Origin of the sequence: Alteromonas algae (genome assembly GCF_049117195.1) — a bacterium.
GTDB lineage: Bacteria > Pseudomonadota > Gammaproteobacteria > Enterobacterales > Alteromonadaceae > Alteromonas.
The window spans coordinates 3,207,635-3,224,927 of sequence record NZ_CP185260.1; the positions used below are offsets into that span (position 1 = coordinate 3,207,635).

The window sequence follows — 17,293 nt, forward strand, 5'->3', positions numbered from 1 at the left end:
TGATTAAATGAATGACACCGATAGAAAAATCCAATTACAATTTTAAGATGCGCGATTAGTGGCGTAAACACGCATCTTTTTGAGTAAATGTGCTTACCCATCAATTCGTTGGATTAACGAGGCAAGTTCTTCAATTTTGCTTACGGTCGTTTTTACCAGATTATCAATCTCGTTTGATGAGGATTGAGAATTCCCGGCCAGCGTTCTTACTTCGTCAGCCACAACCGCGAACCCACGCCCCATTTCGCCAGCCCGTGCTGCCTCGATAGCCGCATTTAACGCCAACAAATTGGTTTGTTCAGAAATAGAATTAATTGTTCCTACGATGGTGCTAATGGTTTGGCTCGTCGTTAATAGCTCTTGCATCGCATCTTGTGTGTCATTCACTGCCTGTTTACGTGTTGAAACATTTATCGCAAAGAATACGTATCGTGTTATCTGCCCATTAAAGTTTCTAAGTGCGCAAATGCGCGAATCGAAGGCGAGATAGTTCGCGTCGGCTTTTAGTTCAACCACTTTCGATACAAAATTAGTCCGCTCTAGTTCAGCCTTTTCTTCAACCGACAACCCATCCATTAAGAACGTGGCAAAGTCTTTAGAGTCAATCACGCCTTTCAAGGTTTTCTTAAGAAGACTATTCACATCGACAACCTTGCCATTAGGCTCGATTTCTAAAAGCACCAGCGCACTGCCAATGGCTTTCAACTTATTCGTAAAGTCTAATGCCATCTGCTTCACTCTGGTGATATCGGCTTGTACTGCAATAAAGTTGACCAATTCGCCATTATCAAATACAGGATTAATCGAAAGCGATGTCCAATAGGGAACGCCATCCTTTTTATAATTTAATATTTCGTCATAAAACGCTTCACGGTTTTGCAGTTTCTGACGAATGACATCGACGGTTCTAGGGTCAGTCTCTTCACCTTGCAAGAAAGACCCCGGCTTTTTGCCGCGTACTTCATCTAGCGACCACCCGGTTAACCGATAGAATCCGTTATTTACATATTCTATTAACCCCTTACTATCTGTAATGATTACCGCGTTATCAGTTTCGTTGGCCACTAAAGACAACATGCGTTGCATCTCGCGCTGCTCTACCTCTTCGGTAACATCTTTAATGAAAGCGGTGTACAGTGTTCTATTGTTTAGGTCGACTTTTGATAGTGACAATCGGCCCCACAGGGTATTACCGTCTTTTCGTTCAATTTTTACTTCTCGGCTAGTGCCTACGATCTTGTCCACACCCGTTGTACGGTTTGCGTTAACGTAGTTGTCGTGCTGCGGTTGAATAGCTCGGGGGACGAGCATCTTAACGTTTTTGCCTAACACTTCGCCTCGCGTGTAGCCCCATAGTTTTTCCGCTGATGCATTAAACAACGTAACGTTGTTGTTTTCATCAATGCAAATTACCGCATCAAGCGCTTGCTCAAGCGTTTGTTCTACAATTTCTCTGGCTTCACGCTCTTCACTGACATCCCGGACGAACGCAGTATAATGTTTTTGACCGCCTACAATAACTTGCGATAACGCCAACTGAACCCAAATACGGTTCCCCGCTTTGGTCTCTAATTCAACTTCTCGTGAGCTATCGACGATTTTATTATTACCGGTATTACGGTGAGTATTTACATAACTATCGTGGTTAGCTTTGTGTTCAACAGGTACTAACATCTGAATGTTTTTACCTAGCACCTCTGATTTAGTGTACCCCCACAAGGTCTGTGCCGCTTTATTATAAAAAGTAATGTTGTTGTTTTGGTCGATAGTTACTACAGCGAGAATGGATTGTTCTAACGCTTGCTGTGCAGCGTTATTGCGGGAAAAAAACATCATCAGGTTAACCTCAAAGCCTATACCAAAGTATATATAGATCAGGTTTTCAAAATTAGCGACTCAGACAATCTTTCCGTCGCTATGAAAAACTTACATAGCCGCTATCGCTTTTTCTGTATAAAAAATAGGTAAGAAAACCTTTTATCTTTGAATATCAATAAACTAAGCAGGTAAATAAAAAAGCCAAGAAAGGAACGATTTGTGCAACGTTTTACGTAAAGCATTATGCAAATGCAAAAGGATGTAGTGATGACAGAGACAAAAAGCGTATTCGCACCAGGTGATAATTGTTGGGTAAAAAGCACCGCAAGATTTGCAGCACCTCTTATCGATTGTGCTAATTATTACAAGGCGTTACATAGCGCCATCGTGAATGCAAAGCACAGTATTTTCATCGTTGGTTGGGATATCGACAGTCGAATTCGTTTACTACGCGGGGATGAAGAACAAGCCAGTGAAGCCCCCAGTGTCATCAGTGATCTACTTACGTGGAAAGCAGAGAATAATCCCGACATTAAAATTTATTTATTAAGGTGGGATTCTTCATTAGCATTCTTTGCCCAGCGAGAAATGTGGGCAAAAGAAGTATGGGAAGAAAAAACGCCTGACAACGTTCACACCGAACTTGACGACACCATTCCAATGGGCGGCAGTCAACATCAAAAGATTGTTGTTATTGATGATGAAGTTGTGTTTTCAGGTGGCATGGATGTGTCAACTAATCGCTGGGATACGCGAGATCACCCAGTGCTTTCAGAGGAACGCGACGGACCAGACGGTGAATATGGTCCGCTCCACGATGTACAAATGGTGTCGTGCGGTCCGGTGGTGAATGACTTTGCCAAACTTGTTCGCTGGCGCTGGGAACGCGTTGCCGAAAAAACACCGGTCGCGATGAGAGAAACCGCAATCACTTCTAGCACAATGGATGTACCCAGTGCGTGGCCCTCTCAGTTCCCACCTATTTTCGAAAACGTAGAGTGTGCCCTTGCGCGAACTATTCCATTTATGGACGAAGTAGAGCCCGCTCAAGAAGTGCGAACTATGCTCTTAGACCTCATCGCAGAAGCCGAGCGAGTAATCTATATAGAAAATCAGTTCACAACGCGTCAAGAAATCGCTGAAGCGCTTAATAAACAACTCAAAGCCAAGCCTAACCTTAATGTAATTGTGGTGAGTTCTTACGAACCCAAGGGTAAATTTGAGTGCGAAGCGTTTTGGGCCAGCCGTATCCAATTTAAAACCATCATGGAAAAGGATATTGACCCGCGCCGAGTAAAAATGACTTACTCGTCGATAAAAGACATGCAGGGAAGACAGGCGTACAAACGTATCCATTCCAAAGTAATGACCGTCGACGACAAATATCTCGTTATCGGATCTTCAAACATCAGCAACCGCTCTATGACGTTAGATACGGAAATAGATGTGGTGATGTACGGTAACAGCAAAAAGAATAGACAAAGTATAGAGCATGTCAGAAACGACTTGCTTGCAGAGCATACTGGTCGAGCTATTGAAGAGATGAGCGACATCTTCTCTCACGAGTCACCAGTAGAAGCACTGATGAACAATCAACTTGCACACGGGTACATACTGACAGAAGTAAGAGATGAGGTATTTACCAGTCATTCGGTAAAAAATGTGTTTCGCTCACTGTCAGACCCAGAAGAGCCGCTAATTTCAATGCCGTCATTCGATGGTGTAGGCTTGCCAGCAAGAAACCCTCGTAGAAGAAGCATTATGATTGCATTAGGTGTAACCATAGTTGCGGTGCTTGGTGGGTTAATGTACTGGGCCAGCCAGTCTATTTCATGGTTGAGTTCAGACAGTATCACTGCCTTCTTAGAGCACAGTAGAGGGACATACTTTGCCCTTCCTACTGTATTACTGATTTATGCTATCGGGGGGCTGTTGTTCTTCCCGGTGACAATTTTATCCCTTGCAGTAGCGGCTATTTTTGGCCCTATCTGGGGGCCGATATACGGTATTTTGGGCGCTCTGTTAAGCTCGGCTATTCTGTTTGGGATTGGCGGCTTATCAGGTGATGCTGGCCTTCGCAAAATAGGTGGCCCAAAAGTAAAAGCCGTCGACAAAAAGCTTAAGAAAAGTGGGATCGTCGGAGTTGCTGCTATAAGAATGCTGCCAATAGCGCCGTTTAGTCTGGTGAATCTAGTAGCAGGTATTTCCAGCATCGGTATTATTCAGTTTTTGATCGGAACATTTTTAGGGATGTTCCCGCCTATGATTGCTAAAGGGCTGGTAGGGGATTCTATCGCGCAGATTTGGCAGAACCCATCACCGAAAACAATTGGCTACTTAATTGCTGGCATCATTGTGTGGGGCTTAATGATTTGGGGGTCTCAGAAATTTTCACGCTGGTATCAAAACCGTTCACCGGAACTATCGCAGCCCGCAGAAGCTGACCAACGCGAGCGTGAGGAAGATAAAGAATGTGCCGCATAGTGTCATATAACATCCATAGCGGTGTCGGTAGAGATGGCAAACAAGACTATGCACGCATCGGCCAGCTTTTAACGGAAACGGGTGCAGACATTGTACTGCTGCAAGAAATGGACACTCGGCCTGAAATAAGGCCTACAGCACAAGATATCGAAGATATCTGTGCTGGAAATGCATTTACTTTGTTAGCCTCGCCTGCGCTGAAAGAAACGCACGGCTGGTATGGCAATGCTATATTGACACGCTTTAAAGTACTTCACACTGATAGCTTTGATGTTAGTCAGGCAGGCCGACAGCCGAGAAACGTTCAGATTGTTACGTTACAAACGGAGAAGGGACCGCTTACCGTTGTTAATACACATAAGGGGCTTAAGAGAAAGGAACGCCGATCCCAATTCAGTTTACTTCATGACTTTTTAAGTAATGAGTTAAACAATAGCGACACGCCTGTGGTACTTGCGGGAGACTTTAACGAGTGGCAATTTTTTACCCAAGCGTTTAGAAAACTTAATACCCTGTTAAACCAGCATAAGCTAGGAGGTACTTTTCCTAGCCATTTTCCTATTTTCTCATTAGATAGAGTTTGGGTAAGCGACGATATTAGTGTTATTGATTGCAAAAAATTAAAGACGAAAAAAACCCGATATTATTCAGATCATTTACCGGTCCAGCTTGATATACGGCTGCCTGATAAACCGCGGTTTTTTGCTTGATTATCGTTTAAAAACTTAAGTGCACCGCACCAGTGATTTAGTTGTTGCTCTGACAATACCACCTGCTTTATTACGGTTAACATTACAATGATCGCGTCATTAAGTGGCGCGGTTTTGTTGGTCGCAGCTAACACTAGCCTAGACATGTCAGGGTCAACAATTTTTAATAACTTTACCAATCCCGACTCTTGTAAGTGAAAAACCGCAGAGGTCGGCAGAATCATTACGCCCTCGCCTTGCATAACTTGCCGTAAGCCCGTCATCAGCTGACCTGAATAGGCGTGATCGTGTTGCAAGCTTACACCGGTCATTTGTTCAAATTGCTGAATAAGTCTACCGAGTGCATCTTTAGTCCCTGGGGACAACAAAGAGAATTGACTTATTTCCCAAAATGGAACGGTATCGCGCGTTAACAGATGCTTATACGGTTCATTCCCTACTGAACTGGACACAACCAAATGCAGGTCTTCTCTTATTAACGGTTCAACTGCCATTAGTTTTGAGTCGACCTCTTGTTCGTATGTCAGTGCAATATCGACTTGCCCAGTCTCCAACCACCCTTTTACTGAGTAAGACGGGCCAGTACTTATTTCCAACTTCAATTGCGGATGTTTCTTTTTAACCTCTGCGATAAGTGGCATAGAAAGTACATTACCGATAGAAGGAAGCATCGCGACTTTAACCACGCTTGCTTGCTTGGTAAACAGGGTCTGCAATTCATTTTTCGCCGCATTGACGTCGTCTACAAGCTGAATAGCATGGCGAACGAATATTTCTCCTGCTGGTGTTAACGATACGCCTGAAAAGCTCCGATGAAATAATGGCCCGCCCAGCTCTCTTTCAAGGCTTGCCAATTGTTGGCTAATAGCAGGCTGAGCGAGATCTAACTCGCGTGCAGCTGCGGCAATACTGCCCGCTTTTACGGTGGTAAGAAAATAATGTAGCTGCTTAAAATTCACAGGCAAACCTCGCTGAGGAAATACAAAGATTTAACGTCTATCCAGACCTTCAGCGTTCAAGAAAATAAAAATATTTCATTGTATTCAGCAAGTTACATACCAAACAAACGATGCATTAAGTTAACCGTATGTAAACACCCACTTTCTCATTTCGAAATGCAGAAAATTTTTAATCGTTCAAAGACGCACATTTTTCAAATTTTTCAGCTAGTTAACGATAGGCTCAATATTTTATTGATACCCCTACATAATCTTATTTCTTCCGCGAGATTGAAAAAATTTTTAGCCTAAATGTCGTACACAGGTTGTTGCACAGAAAAACAATAAAATCGAAATGCATCAAGGTAGTGCCTGTTCGTGCCATAAGTGAGCATTTTGCATACATGCAAAATACGAAAAAATCTAAAAACTGCACGTTCTGGGAAAACACATGAGAAAATCAAAAATTCAGCATGCTATTGCACTCGCGCTTTCTGGTATATCGTTATTTTCACTCGCCCTCTTTGCTTCAAATGCACATGCGCAAGAAGCAGAGGACGCCCTCGCCCAAACAGATGAAATAGACAACGTAGAGAAAATTGCTGTTGTCGGTGCACGTGGCGCACCTCGTTCGGTAACCAGTTCACCGGTGCCAGTTGATGTGCTAAGTGCAGAAGACATGGAAGGTGTGGCGTTTACTGACATGAACAACGTACTGATGACGCTAGTTCCCTCGTATTCACTTGCCAGACAACCTATATCTGATGGAGGGACTTTTGTTCGCCCCGCCACGCTAAGAGGTCTACCAACCGACAAAACCTTAGTATTGGTTAACTCAAAAAGGCGACATCGCGCGGCGCTCGTTCAAATTGGGGGGTCGGGTACGCAAGGGCCAGACTTGGCAACAATCCCAACGGCTGCCATTGGTAGCGTAGAGGTACTTCGTGATGGTGCAGCCGCTCAGTACGGCTCAGATGCCATTGCAGGTGTGATTAATTTCCAGTTAAAGAACAATGCTGAGGGTGGCTCATTTACCGCAGATTACGGAACCTACTATGAAGGCGACGGCGACCAACTAACCCTTACCGGCAATAAAGGGTTTGCACTTGGTGATGATGGATTTATAAGCATTTCTGCTGAGTATTCAGATAGTGAAGCGACTTATCGAGGCGAACAATATTGTGAATCGTGGTTTTGTGTAGATGAGCAGTCTGACGTTTTTATCGCTGCTGCAGAGGCGATGGCCAATGAAATACACGGTTCGGACCAAGTACAACCTTGGGGGCAACCGAACAATAGCGGTACGCGCATTTTTGCCAACGCAGGCTATGCATTGTCACAACACGCAGAGCTCTATGCGTTTGCTAACTATGCAGACAGTGAAGGTGATGGTTCGTTTTTCTATCGCTATCCCGGTAACGGAACTATAGAAGATATTCGCTTGGAAGACGGTTCGATATGGAACCCTACAGAGTTTTTCCCTGGTGGCTTCACACCACGCTTCTTCGGCGATGTAACAGACTACTCTTTTGTTGGCGGAATTAAAGGCATGGCGGGCGACCTTGGCTATGACATTAGTGGACGCCATGGTTCTAACGAAATCGCCTACACGTTAAGAAATACAATTAATCCATCGTTAGGTAATCAATCTCCCACCGCATTCAAACCTGGCGATTTAGTCAACGAAGAAACGCAATTTCAAGCTGATTTCACTTATGACGTGAGCGAATATATCGTTGCTTTTGGGGTAAGTTATCTTGATGAGTCTTACGAGATAAAGTCCGGCGAGTTGGCCTCCTATGTTGCAGGCGATTTTGCACAGGCGGATCCATTTGGCTTTTGTAACGATGACTTCACAACGACGCCGGCGGGTAATGCGGTAATTGCGAATGGCTCAACCCTTAACTGTGGTAATTACACGTCTAGCGACACCAATAATGATGGGGTTGAAGACGACGGATTTGCCGGGGTAGATGCGGTTTACCAAATCATGGGCGTTGGCTCAAACGGCTTCCCTGGCTATTCGCCTGAGTACACGGGCACCTATTCTCGTGACTCTTATGCGATTTATTCAGATATCTCCGGTGATATCACTGAAAATATATTTGCACAAGCTGCTGTACGCTATGAAGACTATTCAGATTTTGGTTCCGAGTTGGTATATAAAATTGCTGCAATCTATCAAATAAATACTGAGATTGCGCTCAGAAGCTCATACGGAACGGGGTTTCGAGCGCCAACACCGGGACAACAAGGTACAACGAACGTATCAACACGCCTTCCAAATGGCTTCCCTGTCGCGACAGGGCTATTTCCCGCTGGCGGTGAAGTGGCACAGGCGCTTGGGGCTGAAGAGTTAGGACCAGAAAAATCCACCAACTTTACGCTAGGCCTAACCGCTAATTACGGCGACTTCACACTCACCGTCGATTATTACAACATTAAATTAGAGGACCGCGTCAATTCGGTTTCCACATTAGATGTGTCTACCACTGTTGTTACTGACCCCGACGCCAGCGGCTACAATGCTTATCAAAACTACTTGGCATTGTCTGGCGCGGGCGTTGTCGGCGCCGAGTCTATTGGAGGCGTTTTTTACTTTCAAAATGCGTTTGATACCGTTACGGAAGGGGTAGATATTGTCGCTACGTATAACATGGAAACAGACTATGGCATGACGACCCTAACGGGCTCTGTAAACTACAACACAAATTCGTTTGATTCTGATCCAAGCACCTTTTTTAACGAAGAAGACCAGTTCGATTTTGAAAACGGTGTACCTGAAACCCGAGGTGTTTTTTCAGTCAAACACAGCTATGACGACTGGATGTTAGTGGGCCGCGTTAACTATTACGGCGAATATAAAAACGCAGAAAATAGCTCGTTGAGCACCGTCCAGACTTTCGGATCAGAATTCATGTTCGATCTAGAAGGTGCTTACACGCTAAGTGAAAATTTAACGCTGTCAGTGGGCGTGCGAAATTTATTCGATAACTACCCGGATGAAGGCACGATGGGCGAAACGTGCTGCGGCAGAATTTATCGTTCTGATTCGATAGTCGACTGGCAAGGCGGATACTACTATACCCGTCTAGCTGCAAGATTTTAATTATAGATGCGCGCGTTGGAGTTATATCCAAGCGCGCTTTTTTATTGCAGCAACTTACATTCTAGAGGATGTATTTGTGTTTTCTGCGGTACTTGTTGGAGCACATACTTAATGGAAATAGAACTACTGTGGTTTGTAGTTACACTTTGTATCACCGGCGCCATCGCCGGCATTACTGCAGGTTTGTTTGGAAATGGTGGGGGCTTCGTTGTAGTACCTGCACTTCTCGCCGTCTTTCCTTTTTTCACTCCGCCATCAGAAGAGCTGGTGAAAGTCGCAATAGGTACCTCATTAGCATCTATCGTTGTGTCGAGTGCTCGTTCGGTTATGGCACATCGCGCGAAGGGCGCGGTAGATTTCGACATTCTTAAATCGTGGAGTGCATGGCTAATCTTAGGTGTTGTAGGTGGGGTTATTATCGCGAACTACACAAGTGCAAATGGGTTAACCGTAGTATTTGCTGCAGGTGTTCTGCTTTACTCCATATACTTTTTATTTCCTGAATTAGTCGTAAGACCTGGCCTCGTATTTTCAATGCCAACCGGAATTGGTAAAGCCGTATTAGCATTTGTTCTCGGTGGGTTTTCAGCACTATTAGGCATAGGGGGTGGCACGCCAACTGTGATAACGATGGTGATGTGCCAGCGCAGTATTCAACAAGCTGTTGCAACTGCTGCGGGTGTGGGGTTTTTAATTGGCTTGCCTGGGGCTATTGGTTTTTTGTTTATGAAGCATTCAGCCACTGCCTCTTTGCCCGTAGGTACCATTGGATACATCAACATTTACGCCCTTGTGGCTATAAGCATTGGTTCCATTTTTACCGCGCCTATTGGCGCCAAAATGGCGCATAAATTTAGCGAGAAAAAGCTAAAGCGCCTGTTTGGCATTTATTTAGTAATTGTATCTAGCGTCATGTTTAACAAGGTTCTGTAGACGTTAACACATAGACAATAAGGAAAAAAAATGACTATTAATCGTTCTCGACGTGTGTTTCTCGGTGCGTCCGCCGCTGCTACTGCCATCGGCACCACCGGCTTATTGCGTGTAGCGGGTGCGCAAGCGGCTATGCCCAACGTTCTGTACGGCCCACAACCTAATATTGCCAAGCTTAACGCAAACGAAAACCCCTTTGGCCCTAGCCCTCTAGCCCTTAAAGCAATATCAGAGGCGGCGTCGCAAGGGGGGGCCTACTATGCCTATCCAGCTGCGATGACGTTACTTGATATGATTGCAGAACGGCATGGAATAACCCGTAAAAATATATCGTTAAGTGCAGGCTCTAGCCCAATTCTGTCATATGCGGCGTTAGCAGCTAGCCATAAAGGCCGTATTCTTGGGCCTGATCTATTTTGGGATACCACGTCTAAAGCACCAGAAAAGCAAGGAATGCCAGAAATAGTACGTGTTCCTAATACGGCAAACCTTGATATCGACTTAGATGCCCTCTATGCGGCTATCGATGACTCGATTGGTATGGTACATATCTGCAACCCTAACAACCCGACAGGCAAAATTTTAGACCCTAAAAAACTACGCGAGTTTTGTATTAAAGCGTCGAAGAAAACCCTTGTTCTTGTCGATGAAGCCTACAATGAACTCATTGACGACCCACCAAAGCACTCCATGATACCGCTAGTAAAAGCGGGACATAATATTATTGTGGCAAGAACATTTTCAAAAATTTATGGGCTGGCAGGGCTTCGAGTTGGGTATATGATTGCCTCAGAAGCAAATACGGCGTGGATAAATCAATATGGTATGGGCGGCTATACGCTCAATCAGGCTGGACTTGCAGCAGCGATCGCCAGCTACAACGATGACGCATTTCTTACCTTTTCAAAGGATAAAATTATTGAAGCGAAAGGCATGGTAATGGATGCTGTAAAAGCAAATGGTCTCAGCGCGCTGCCTTCTAGCACCAACTTTATTTTCGTCAATCTTGGAAAGGGTGATGCGGATGTGTTCCAAGCAGCGATGGCTGAGAAAGACGTCCATATAAGGGGCACATACCGTACCTACTCAAATTGGTCTCGGGTAAGTATGGGGAAGATCCCTGATGTACAGCGCTACGTAGATGCAATGCCTGGCGCTCTCGAAGCCATGCATAAGAAGCAGTCTAGTTAGCTTCACCCGCGCGTCTTTTAAAGGCGCGCCTTACCTATTCCCTTCCCCAAAAAGTCTAATGGGCACAAAAGTCATCTTTGTCATATAATAACATCTAAAGATTGGTGTTTATAAAGCGTTATTGGTTATTAAGCAGTTTGTCGTTCATCTAGCTTGCAGGAATGGGAGAATTGCACATACTGTTATATCTAGCCAAACTTAAAAAAGCCTGCCGAGGAGGCTATAAATGGCAATACCTGTATTAGTGGCAGATGACTCCAAATTATCACGACGTAGTGTCATCAGATCACTTCCACCTGAGTTGGAGTACGACATTACAGAGGCGACCAACGGACAAGAAGCAATAGATGCCTTAAGCGACAACACGTATTCACTGCTTCTTTTAGACCTAACGATGCCAGAGAAAGATGGCGTAGACGTGTTGAAATACCTCGATGAACGAGGTGATATGCCAAACGTTATCGTGATTAGTGCAGATTTCCAACCGGAGAAACAGCGCATTGTTTTGTCGCTCGGCGCAAAGAGATTCATTAGAAAACCGTTAGACAAAGAAGAGTTAGCAATGACGTTGTTCGAGCTGGGGTATCTATAATGATGGACCTTTCTTTAGACGAAGACCAACGCGACGCGTTGCAAGAACTTCTCAACATTTCAATGGGACAAGCGGCTAATTCACTTGCCCAGCTTATTGAAACAAAGATCGATATTTCTATTCCCAAAATAACGTCAGTCACACCCACGCAGCTTTATTCGTTATTGTTTGAAACAAATAACTCGTTTTATACCCGCCAATCATTTTTAGGTGACGTTCACGGTGAGGTTATGTCGGTGTTGTCACGCTCAGGCCTTAACGAAGTCGCAACGTTAATGGAGTATGACGCGCCTCTTTCTAAAGAAGATATTCAAGAAATAATACTGGAACTGTGTAATATTTTAGCCGGTGCATGTTTGGCGGGGTTATCGGAACAACTTGAGCTAACAACCAACCTAAATATGCCAACGTTATTCTCACCCGACAAGGGTAACTTTGACGACCTTCAGTGGCAACACAGTCTTGTCATGGAGGTACAGTTTGTTGTTGCTATTTCTTCGTTCAGCATGCGAGTGGTTTTCTGTTTAGATGATGAATCACTCTCGCGGATAAAAGCAACGCTGGACGATTTGCTAGCGTAATGTTCGAGCAGCTTGTTGGAAAACTTCCTGTCGGTATTGCCGTCGTTGATGAAAATTTCAATATCGTTTATTTAAACGATTTTTTTCTCGATAGGCTGCCTCATGAGCAAAGAAATACCTTTAAAGACACACCTATCGTTGAAATGTTTAGTGAACAGGGAAAGTTCATCAAGCGAAGACTGAAATCAGTTTTTGTCCTTCAGCATCCAAGTTTCAGCTACTGGGAACAACGCCCTCACATTTTTCCATTTAAGAGTAGCCGCCCTATTACGGGTGAAGAAACGCAGATGTACCAAAACATGGAAATCATACCGGTAAAGGATAAAAATACGGGCCAAAAGCTTGCTTGTATTTTTCTGCAAGACGTTACCGCCCAGGCAAGTTACTTTAGGGAACAACAACGCCTATCTACCGCTTTGAAGAAAGAACATGCCGCACAACGCAAACTTATTCGTAAGCTAGACTCGGCACAAAGCCAGCTTATTCAAGCGGAAAAAATGGCATCGACAGGCCAACTGGCAGCCGGTATTGCCCATGAAATCAATAATCCTATTGGCTTTGTTAATGCCAACCTTGAAACGCTCTCACAGTATGCCGTTCACCTTATTGAAATATGTGACACTATCAATGAGCAAGTAGAAGGAGTGAGTGAGGAAGCACAGGACTTTGTAAAAAGCCTGTATGAAAAGCATCATTACGACCTGCTAAAAGATGACATGCAATCGCTTATAGATGAGTCGACAGAAGGGTTAACCCGCGTTCGCGATATTGTCGAAAATTTAAAATTGTTCTCGTTAGAGAATAACGATGAAACCAAAGATATCAATATTAACGATATTGCGAATCAATTGATTAAGCTTGTATCAACACAATACCCTGAGCCCACCTACAAACTAGATATTCCCGACAAAAAAGTAGAATATACCGGCAACGCTGGCATGTTGAAACAGGCGTTGATGAACGTTATCGTCAATGCCGCACAGGCAATAGAAGGTAAAGGCTTCATCAAGATTACGTTGGAAGATATCGATAGCGCTATCACCATTAAGGTACTCGATAGTGGTATTGGCATTCCTGAAAAGCACCTTTCTCGTATCTTTGAGCCCTTTTTTACCACAAAGCCCGAAGGTAAGGGCCAAGGGCTCGGCTTATCTGTTGCCTATACAGCTATTGAAAAGCATGGCGGGAAAATAACGGTAAACAGTAAAGAAGGGAAAGGAACCGTAGTTACAATATTGCTTCCTAAAAATACGTAATACCATTTCATTTAGCTATTTGGTTTTAAATTCATACACGCCATCTGTATTTAAACAGCGCGTAATTTCGTTGCCATAAAGCAAGTAGTTCAGGTGCGATAAACACTCTGCCACAGCAAAAATAAGGCTGCCTTCTGACAATGTTCGCTTAAACAAAACAGGCAGTAAATCGACCACTGTACATCGTTTTTCTTTGCACGCCGCTATCAGTGCTTCTAAATGATGTTGATGGTGAGCCAGCAATGCGTCGACACGCTCGTGCAGACCATAAAAAGGAAGCTTATGTGCCGGCAACACTAACGTAGACTCTGGCAATGCTTTAAATTGAGGAAGTGTCGTTAGATAGTCATTAAGTGTATTGGCTTCTGGCTCAGTTGAATAGGCGCCAATATTAGGCGTGATAATGGGAAGAATGTGATCCCCTGCTATCAAAGTTTGTTTTTCATCTGAGTATAAACAAACATGTTCTGGGGAGTGCCCTCTACCTATTATCACTTCCCACTCTACATCATTGAAAACAAGCACGTCGCCATGCTTTAACCGCTGATAACTTAGTGGGATCGGAGAAACAACCGTGCTGTATCCTTTCGACCCCGATGTTAATCTATTAATTTGATCTTCACCTAACCCCGCACGATGAAAATATCGTCTATCTCTGATAGGAGAAGCATCGCCCTTGCCAGCGGTAAACGCGCGAGCCGTGAAATATTCAACTTGCGACATATAAAAAGGAACATCGTAAGTATCAGCTATCCACCCCGCTAAACCAATATGATCAGGATGTAAATGCGTCACTATCACGCCAACGATAGGTTTGTCTAATTGAGCAAATATCTCCTTCCACAACGCCTTTGTCTTATCTAGCCCAATTCCTGTATCAACAATCACATAGCCTTCATTGTCCTCAATGATGTACAGATTAATATGATCAAGATCGAAAGGCAGTGGCATAGTTAACCAAAACACTCCCTTACACACTTCTTTTAATGTGCCTGCGGACGGTTGTGAATCAAAAGGGTAATGCATACATTGTCACCTGTTGCTTGGTATACTTAGTTCTATAATGTTGCGGTGTTAAAGACAAACGCATCTATTTGATATACATCTATAGGGACTGGTAATACGGGAACTATCGTTATTAATTTTTGTTTTTACGTTTCTCAGACAATCAGGCTCACTGTATAACAACATGATTAGAAATGGCTATATCTTAAGCAGACATGCTGTAACGGTGGGTGATAATACATGGGTTGAGCTTTGGGTAAAAACCGATGATGGCCCAGTATGCTTAAGAAGTGAAGCACAGACCCCCGTTTGTTTTGTCGAAACCACATCGCTTGACGCGCTAATACGGGTAGCAAATAAAAACGGAATCAGCGTTACACATTTCGACCATCAGTTCAAAACGCTCACACAAATATCTGTAACAACAATAAAGACAAAAACCGAATTGGCCATGCACGAGCTGAGACAGTGTGCACAGCAGAGCAACATCACGCTTTATGAGGCCGATATACGGTTAGTTGATAGGTATCTCATGGAGCGTTTTATTTATGGATCGCTCGCTTTCTACAGCCCGGCAGGAAACGAGACCTTTATTGATGAAGCAAAGATAAAAGCCAGTTCCTACACACCAAAGCTTGATGCGCTAAGTATCGATATAGAGTGTGACGAACATGAGACGCTCTATAGCATCGGACTTGCATCGTCGTCTCATAACGAAGTTATCTTGTTAAAAGCGCCCTCACATTCTGCTAGCACCCTTGATATTCGCAAGCACACTGTTGACTACACTCTCACGATAGTAGAAAACGAGGCCGAGCTACTCACCTTATTTTGTCAACGTATACACGACATCGACCCCGATATTCTTCTTGGCTGGAATATAAAGCAGTTTGACTTTGCAGTGCTCAATCGACGGGCTAAAAAAAATAACGTGATACTTTCTTTAGGTCGCCAACATAACGTAATGAAAGTAAGAGAATGGGACGGACAAACGTATATAGATTTGCCTGGCCGTTGTGTGGTTGATGGTATTGAAGCGCTTAAAACTATGACCTATCAGTTTGAAAATTTTGCCCTCGATACGGTCGCCAATACATTACTCAAAAAGCGTAAGCTGATACAAGCTAACGACAAACTTGCTGAAATAAAAGCACTTTACCTTAACGACCCAATAGCCTTAGCGACTTATAATTACCAAGATTGCGCGTTGGTGAACGAAATAGAAGCGATCACTGCGTTTATCGATTTTCTTGTGTTACGAGGTGCACTCACTGGCTTGGCAATTGAGAGACCAGGTGGCTCCGTAGCCGCATTTATAAATGTTTATTTACCCAAATTACACAGGCAACGGTATATAAGCGGTAATCGCCCTGAAGGGGGTGGGCTCGCAAGCCCTGGCGGGTACGTAATGACATCAAAGCCTGGGTTATATAACGACGTGCTCGTGCTAGATTTCAAAAGCCTTTATCCCTCAATAATTAGAACATTTAAAATAGATCCACTAGGGCTTGCAGAAGGATTAGAAAACCCAGATAGCGCCATAGAGGGTTTTAAAGGTGCGAAGTTTAGTAGGAATAACCATTTCTTACCAAGCATTATCGAAAGCTTGTGGGCGCAACGTGATGAAGCAAAGCGAGTGAAGGACAACGCGCGTTCTCAAGCGATTAAGATTTTAATGAACTCATTTTATGGCGTGTTAGGAAGTGGCGGTTGTCCATTCTACGACACAAGACTTGCGAGCTCGATAACGCTGCGCGGTCATGAGATTATGCAAACGACTGCGACATGGATAAGAGAAAAAGGATACCAAGTCATATATGGAGATACAGACTCAACGTTTGTTCATATCGACGGAAATGATTCGCTAGGTACGCCAGAACAAACTGGGCAACAGCTTGCTGCAATGATAAACAAGAAGTGGCAAACATACCTACGCGACACTTACCAAATCGATTGCTTTTTAGAAATTGAGTTTGAAACGCATTTTGACACATTTTTTATGCCGACAATAAGAGGCTCTGCGCTAGGCAGTAAAAAACGTTATGCGGGAATGGTCACTAATAACGGTAAACAAACGCTTATCTTTAAAGGCCTTGAAAATGTGCGTTCAGACTGGACCGGGCTTGCAAAACGCTTTCAGCATGAGCTATACGTTAAAGTATTTAACCACTCACCTATCGCAACCTTTATTAAAGATGTTGTTGAGGTATTAAAAAGTGGAGAAGAGGACAAAAACCTAGTTTATAAAAAACGACTTCGCAAACCCTTGTCCGCCTATACGAAAACGAGACCGCCACATGTTAAGGCTGCATTACATGCGCAAGATGTGGCTGGCTCTGCTATTTACGCTAATAGAAACGTCATATATTACGTTATGACGATAAACGGCCCACAAACCCTCGAGTATCAAAGCAGCCCACTAGATTACAACCACTATATTGACAAACAGTTACGCCCAATAGCAGACAGTATATTGCCGTTGATTAATGAATCATTCGATAATATCACCAACGAACAACTCTCACTTTTCAATTAAATAGCATGTATCCGAGCGTGCAACAATTTCAAAATACTGTTTCTTTTTAACAGCACTCAACATTTTCAATAATACTCGAAGTTTACTTTATTTTAGTAATTTCATGAACTTAAGGATTCTGGCATACGAAATGAATGAGT

At 43.7% G+C, this 17,293-nt stretch carries 12 protein-coding genes; 9 read left to right on the top strand and 3 right to left on the bottom strand.

Going from position 1 to position 17,293, the window contains the following annotated elements; translation table 11 throughout:
• Positions 1-93: 93 nt before the first annotated feature.
• Positions 94-1,836, bottom strand: coding sequence for a PAS domain S-box protein (locus ACOJRU_RS14285; RefSeq protein WP_421132411.1), 1,743 nt, complete (start codon positions 1,834-1,836; stop codon positions 94-96).
• Between the two features lie 249 nt (positions 1,837-2,085).
• Here ACOJRU_RS14285 and ACOJRU_RS14290 point away from each other — a divergent pair, with 249 nt between their 5' ends.
• Together ACOJRU_RS14290 and ACOJRU_RS14295 are read left to right on the top strand one after the other, a co-directional pair.
• Positions 2,086-4,302, top strand: coding sequence for a VTT domain-containing protein (locus tag ACOJRU_RS14290; RefSeq protein ID WP_421132412.1), 2,217 nt, complete (start codon positions 2,086-2,088; stop codon positions 4,300-4,302).
• Positions 4,290-5,012, top strand: coding sequence for an endonuclease/exonuclease/phosphatase family protein (locus ACOJRU_RS14295; protein ID WP_421132413.1), 723 nt, complete (start codon positions 4,290-4,292; stop codon positions 5,010-5,012). Before ACOJRU_RS14290 ends, ACOJRU_RS14295 begins: the two co-directional genes overlap by 13 nt.
• Here the strand turns inward: ACOJRU_RS14295 and ACOJRU_RS14300 are convergent.
• A complete protein-coding gene (locus ACOJRU_RS14300; protein ID WP_421132414.1) occupies positions 4,955-5,971 on the bottom strand; it encodes a LysR family transcriptional regulator in 1,017 nt (338 codons plus the stop codon). The genes ACOJRU_RS14295 and ACOJRU_RS14300 overlap by 58 nt on opposite strands.
• Positions 5,972-6,401: 430 nt before the next feature.
• Here ACOJRU_RS14300 and ACOJRU_RS14305 point away from each other — a divergent pair, with 430 nt between their 5' ends.
• From ACOJRU_RS14305 to ACOJRU_RS14330, 6 genes are all read left to right on the top strand, one after another.
• On the top strand, positions 6,402-9,059 hold the full coding sequence (locus ACOJRU_RS14305) for a TonB-dependent receptor plug domain-containing protein (RefSeq protein WP_421132415.1): 2,658 nt from the start codon (positions 6,402-6,404) through the stop codon (positions 9,057-9,059).
• Between the two features lie 111 nt (positions 9,060-9,170).
• Positions 9,171-9,992, top strand: coding sequence for a sulfite exporter TauE/SafE family protein (locus tag ACOJRU_RS14310; RefSeq protein WP_421132416.1), 822 nt, complete (start codon positions 9,171-9,173; stop codon positions 9,990-9,992).
• A 30-nt stretch (positions 9,993-10,022) separates the two neighbouring features.
• A complete protein-coding gene (locus ACOJRU_RS14315; protein ID WP_421132417.1) occupies positions 10,023-11,183 on the top strand; it encodes a pyridoxal phosphate-dependent aminotransferase in 1,161 nt (386 codons plus the stop codon).
• 226 nt (positions 11,184-11,409) lie between these two features.
• The gene (locus ACOJRU_RS14320) at positions 11,410-11,775 is read left to right on the top strand and encodes a response regulator (RefSeq protein WP_421132418.1); all 366 of its coding nucleotides are present in this window, start codon (positions 11,410-11,412) and stop codon (positions 11,773-11,775) included.
• Positions 11,776-11,777: 2 nt separating this feature from the next.
• Positions 11,778-12,356, top strand: coding sequence for a chemotaxis protein CheX (locus ACOJRU_RS14325; RefSeq protein ID WP_421134778.1), 579 nt, complete (start codon positions 11,778-11,780; stop codon positions 12,354-12,356).
• A complete protein-coding gene (locus ACOJRU_RS14330) occupies positions 12,356-13,612 on the top strand; it encodes an ATP-binding protein (protein WP_421132419.1) in 1,257 nt (418 codons plus the stop codon). Before ACOJRU_RS14325 ends, ACOJRU_RS14330 begins: the two co-directional genes overlap by 1 nt.
• 15 nt (positions 13,613-13,627) lie before the next feature.
• Here ACOJRU_RS14330 and ACOJRU_RS14335 read toward each other — a convergent pair whose 3' ends face one another.
• Complete coding sequence (locus ACOJRU_RS14335; RefSeq protein WP_421132420.1) at positions 13,628-14,638, bottom strand: MBL fold metallo-hydrolase; 1,011 nt, start codon at positions 14,636-14,638, stop codon at positions 13,628-13,630.
• Positions 14,639-14,801: 163 nt separating this feature from the next.
• Between ACOJRU_RS14335 and ACOJRU_RS14340 the strand changes: the two genes are divergently transcribed.
• Positions 14,802-17,153 carry a DNA polymerase II gene (locus ACOJRU_RS14340; protein WP_421132421.1) on the top strand — a complete coding sequence of 784 codons (2,352 nt, stop codon included), beginning with the start codon at positions 14,802-14,804 and terminating at the stop codon, positions 17,151-17,153.
• Positions 17,154-17,293 lie beyond the last annotated feature (140 nt).

Excerpts from the sequence above, each read along its gene's own strand:
- ACOJRU_RS14335 (WP_421132420.1), bottom strand. The coding sequence starts at position 14,638 with ATGCATTACCCTTTTGATTCACAACCGTCCGCAGGCACATTAAAAGAA.
- ACOJRU_RS14310 (WP_421132416.1), top strand. The coding sequence starts at position 9,171 with ATGGAAATAGAACTACTGTGGTTTGTAGTTACACTTTGTATCACCGGC.
- ACOJRU_RS14295 (WP_421132413.1), top strand. The coding sequence starts at position 4,290 with ATGTGCCGCATAGTGTCATATAACATCCATAGCGGTGTCGGTAGAGAT.
- ACOJRU_RS14305 (WP_421132415.1), top strand. The coding sequence starts at position 6,402 with ATGAGAAAATCAAAAATTCAGCATGCTATTGCACTCGCGCTTTCTGGT.
- ACOJRU_RS14325 (WP_421134778.1), top strand. The coding sequence starts at position 11,778 with ATGGACCTTTCTTTAGACGAAGACCAACGCGACGCGTTGCAAGAACTT.
- ACOJRU_RS14320 (WP_421132418.1), top strand. The coding sequence starts at position 11,410 with ATGGCAATACCTGTATTAGTGGCAGATGACTCCAAATTATCACGACGT.
- ACOJRU_RS14330 (WP_421132419.1), top strand. The coding sequence starts at position 12,356 with ATGTTCGAGCAGCTTGTTGGAAAACTTCCTGTCGGTATTGCCGTCGTT.
- ACOJRU_RS14285 (WP_421132411.1), bottom strand. The coding sequence starts at position 1,836 with ATGATGTTTTTTTCCCGCAATAACGCTGCACAGCAAGCGTTAGAACAA.
- ACOJRU_RS14340 (WP_421132421.1), top strand. The coding sequence starts at position 14,802 with ATGATTAGAAATGGCTATATCTTAAGCAGACATGCTGTAACGGTGGGT.
- ACOJRU_RS14315 (WP_421132417.1), top strand. The coding sequence starts at position 10,023 with ATGACTATTAATCGTTCTCGACGTGTGTTTCTCGGTGCGTCCGCCGCT.
- ACOJRU_RS14290 (WP_421132412.1), top strand. The coding sequence starts at position 2,086 with ATGACAGAGACAAAAAGCGTATTCGCACCAGGTGATAATTGTTGGGTA.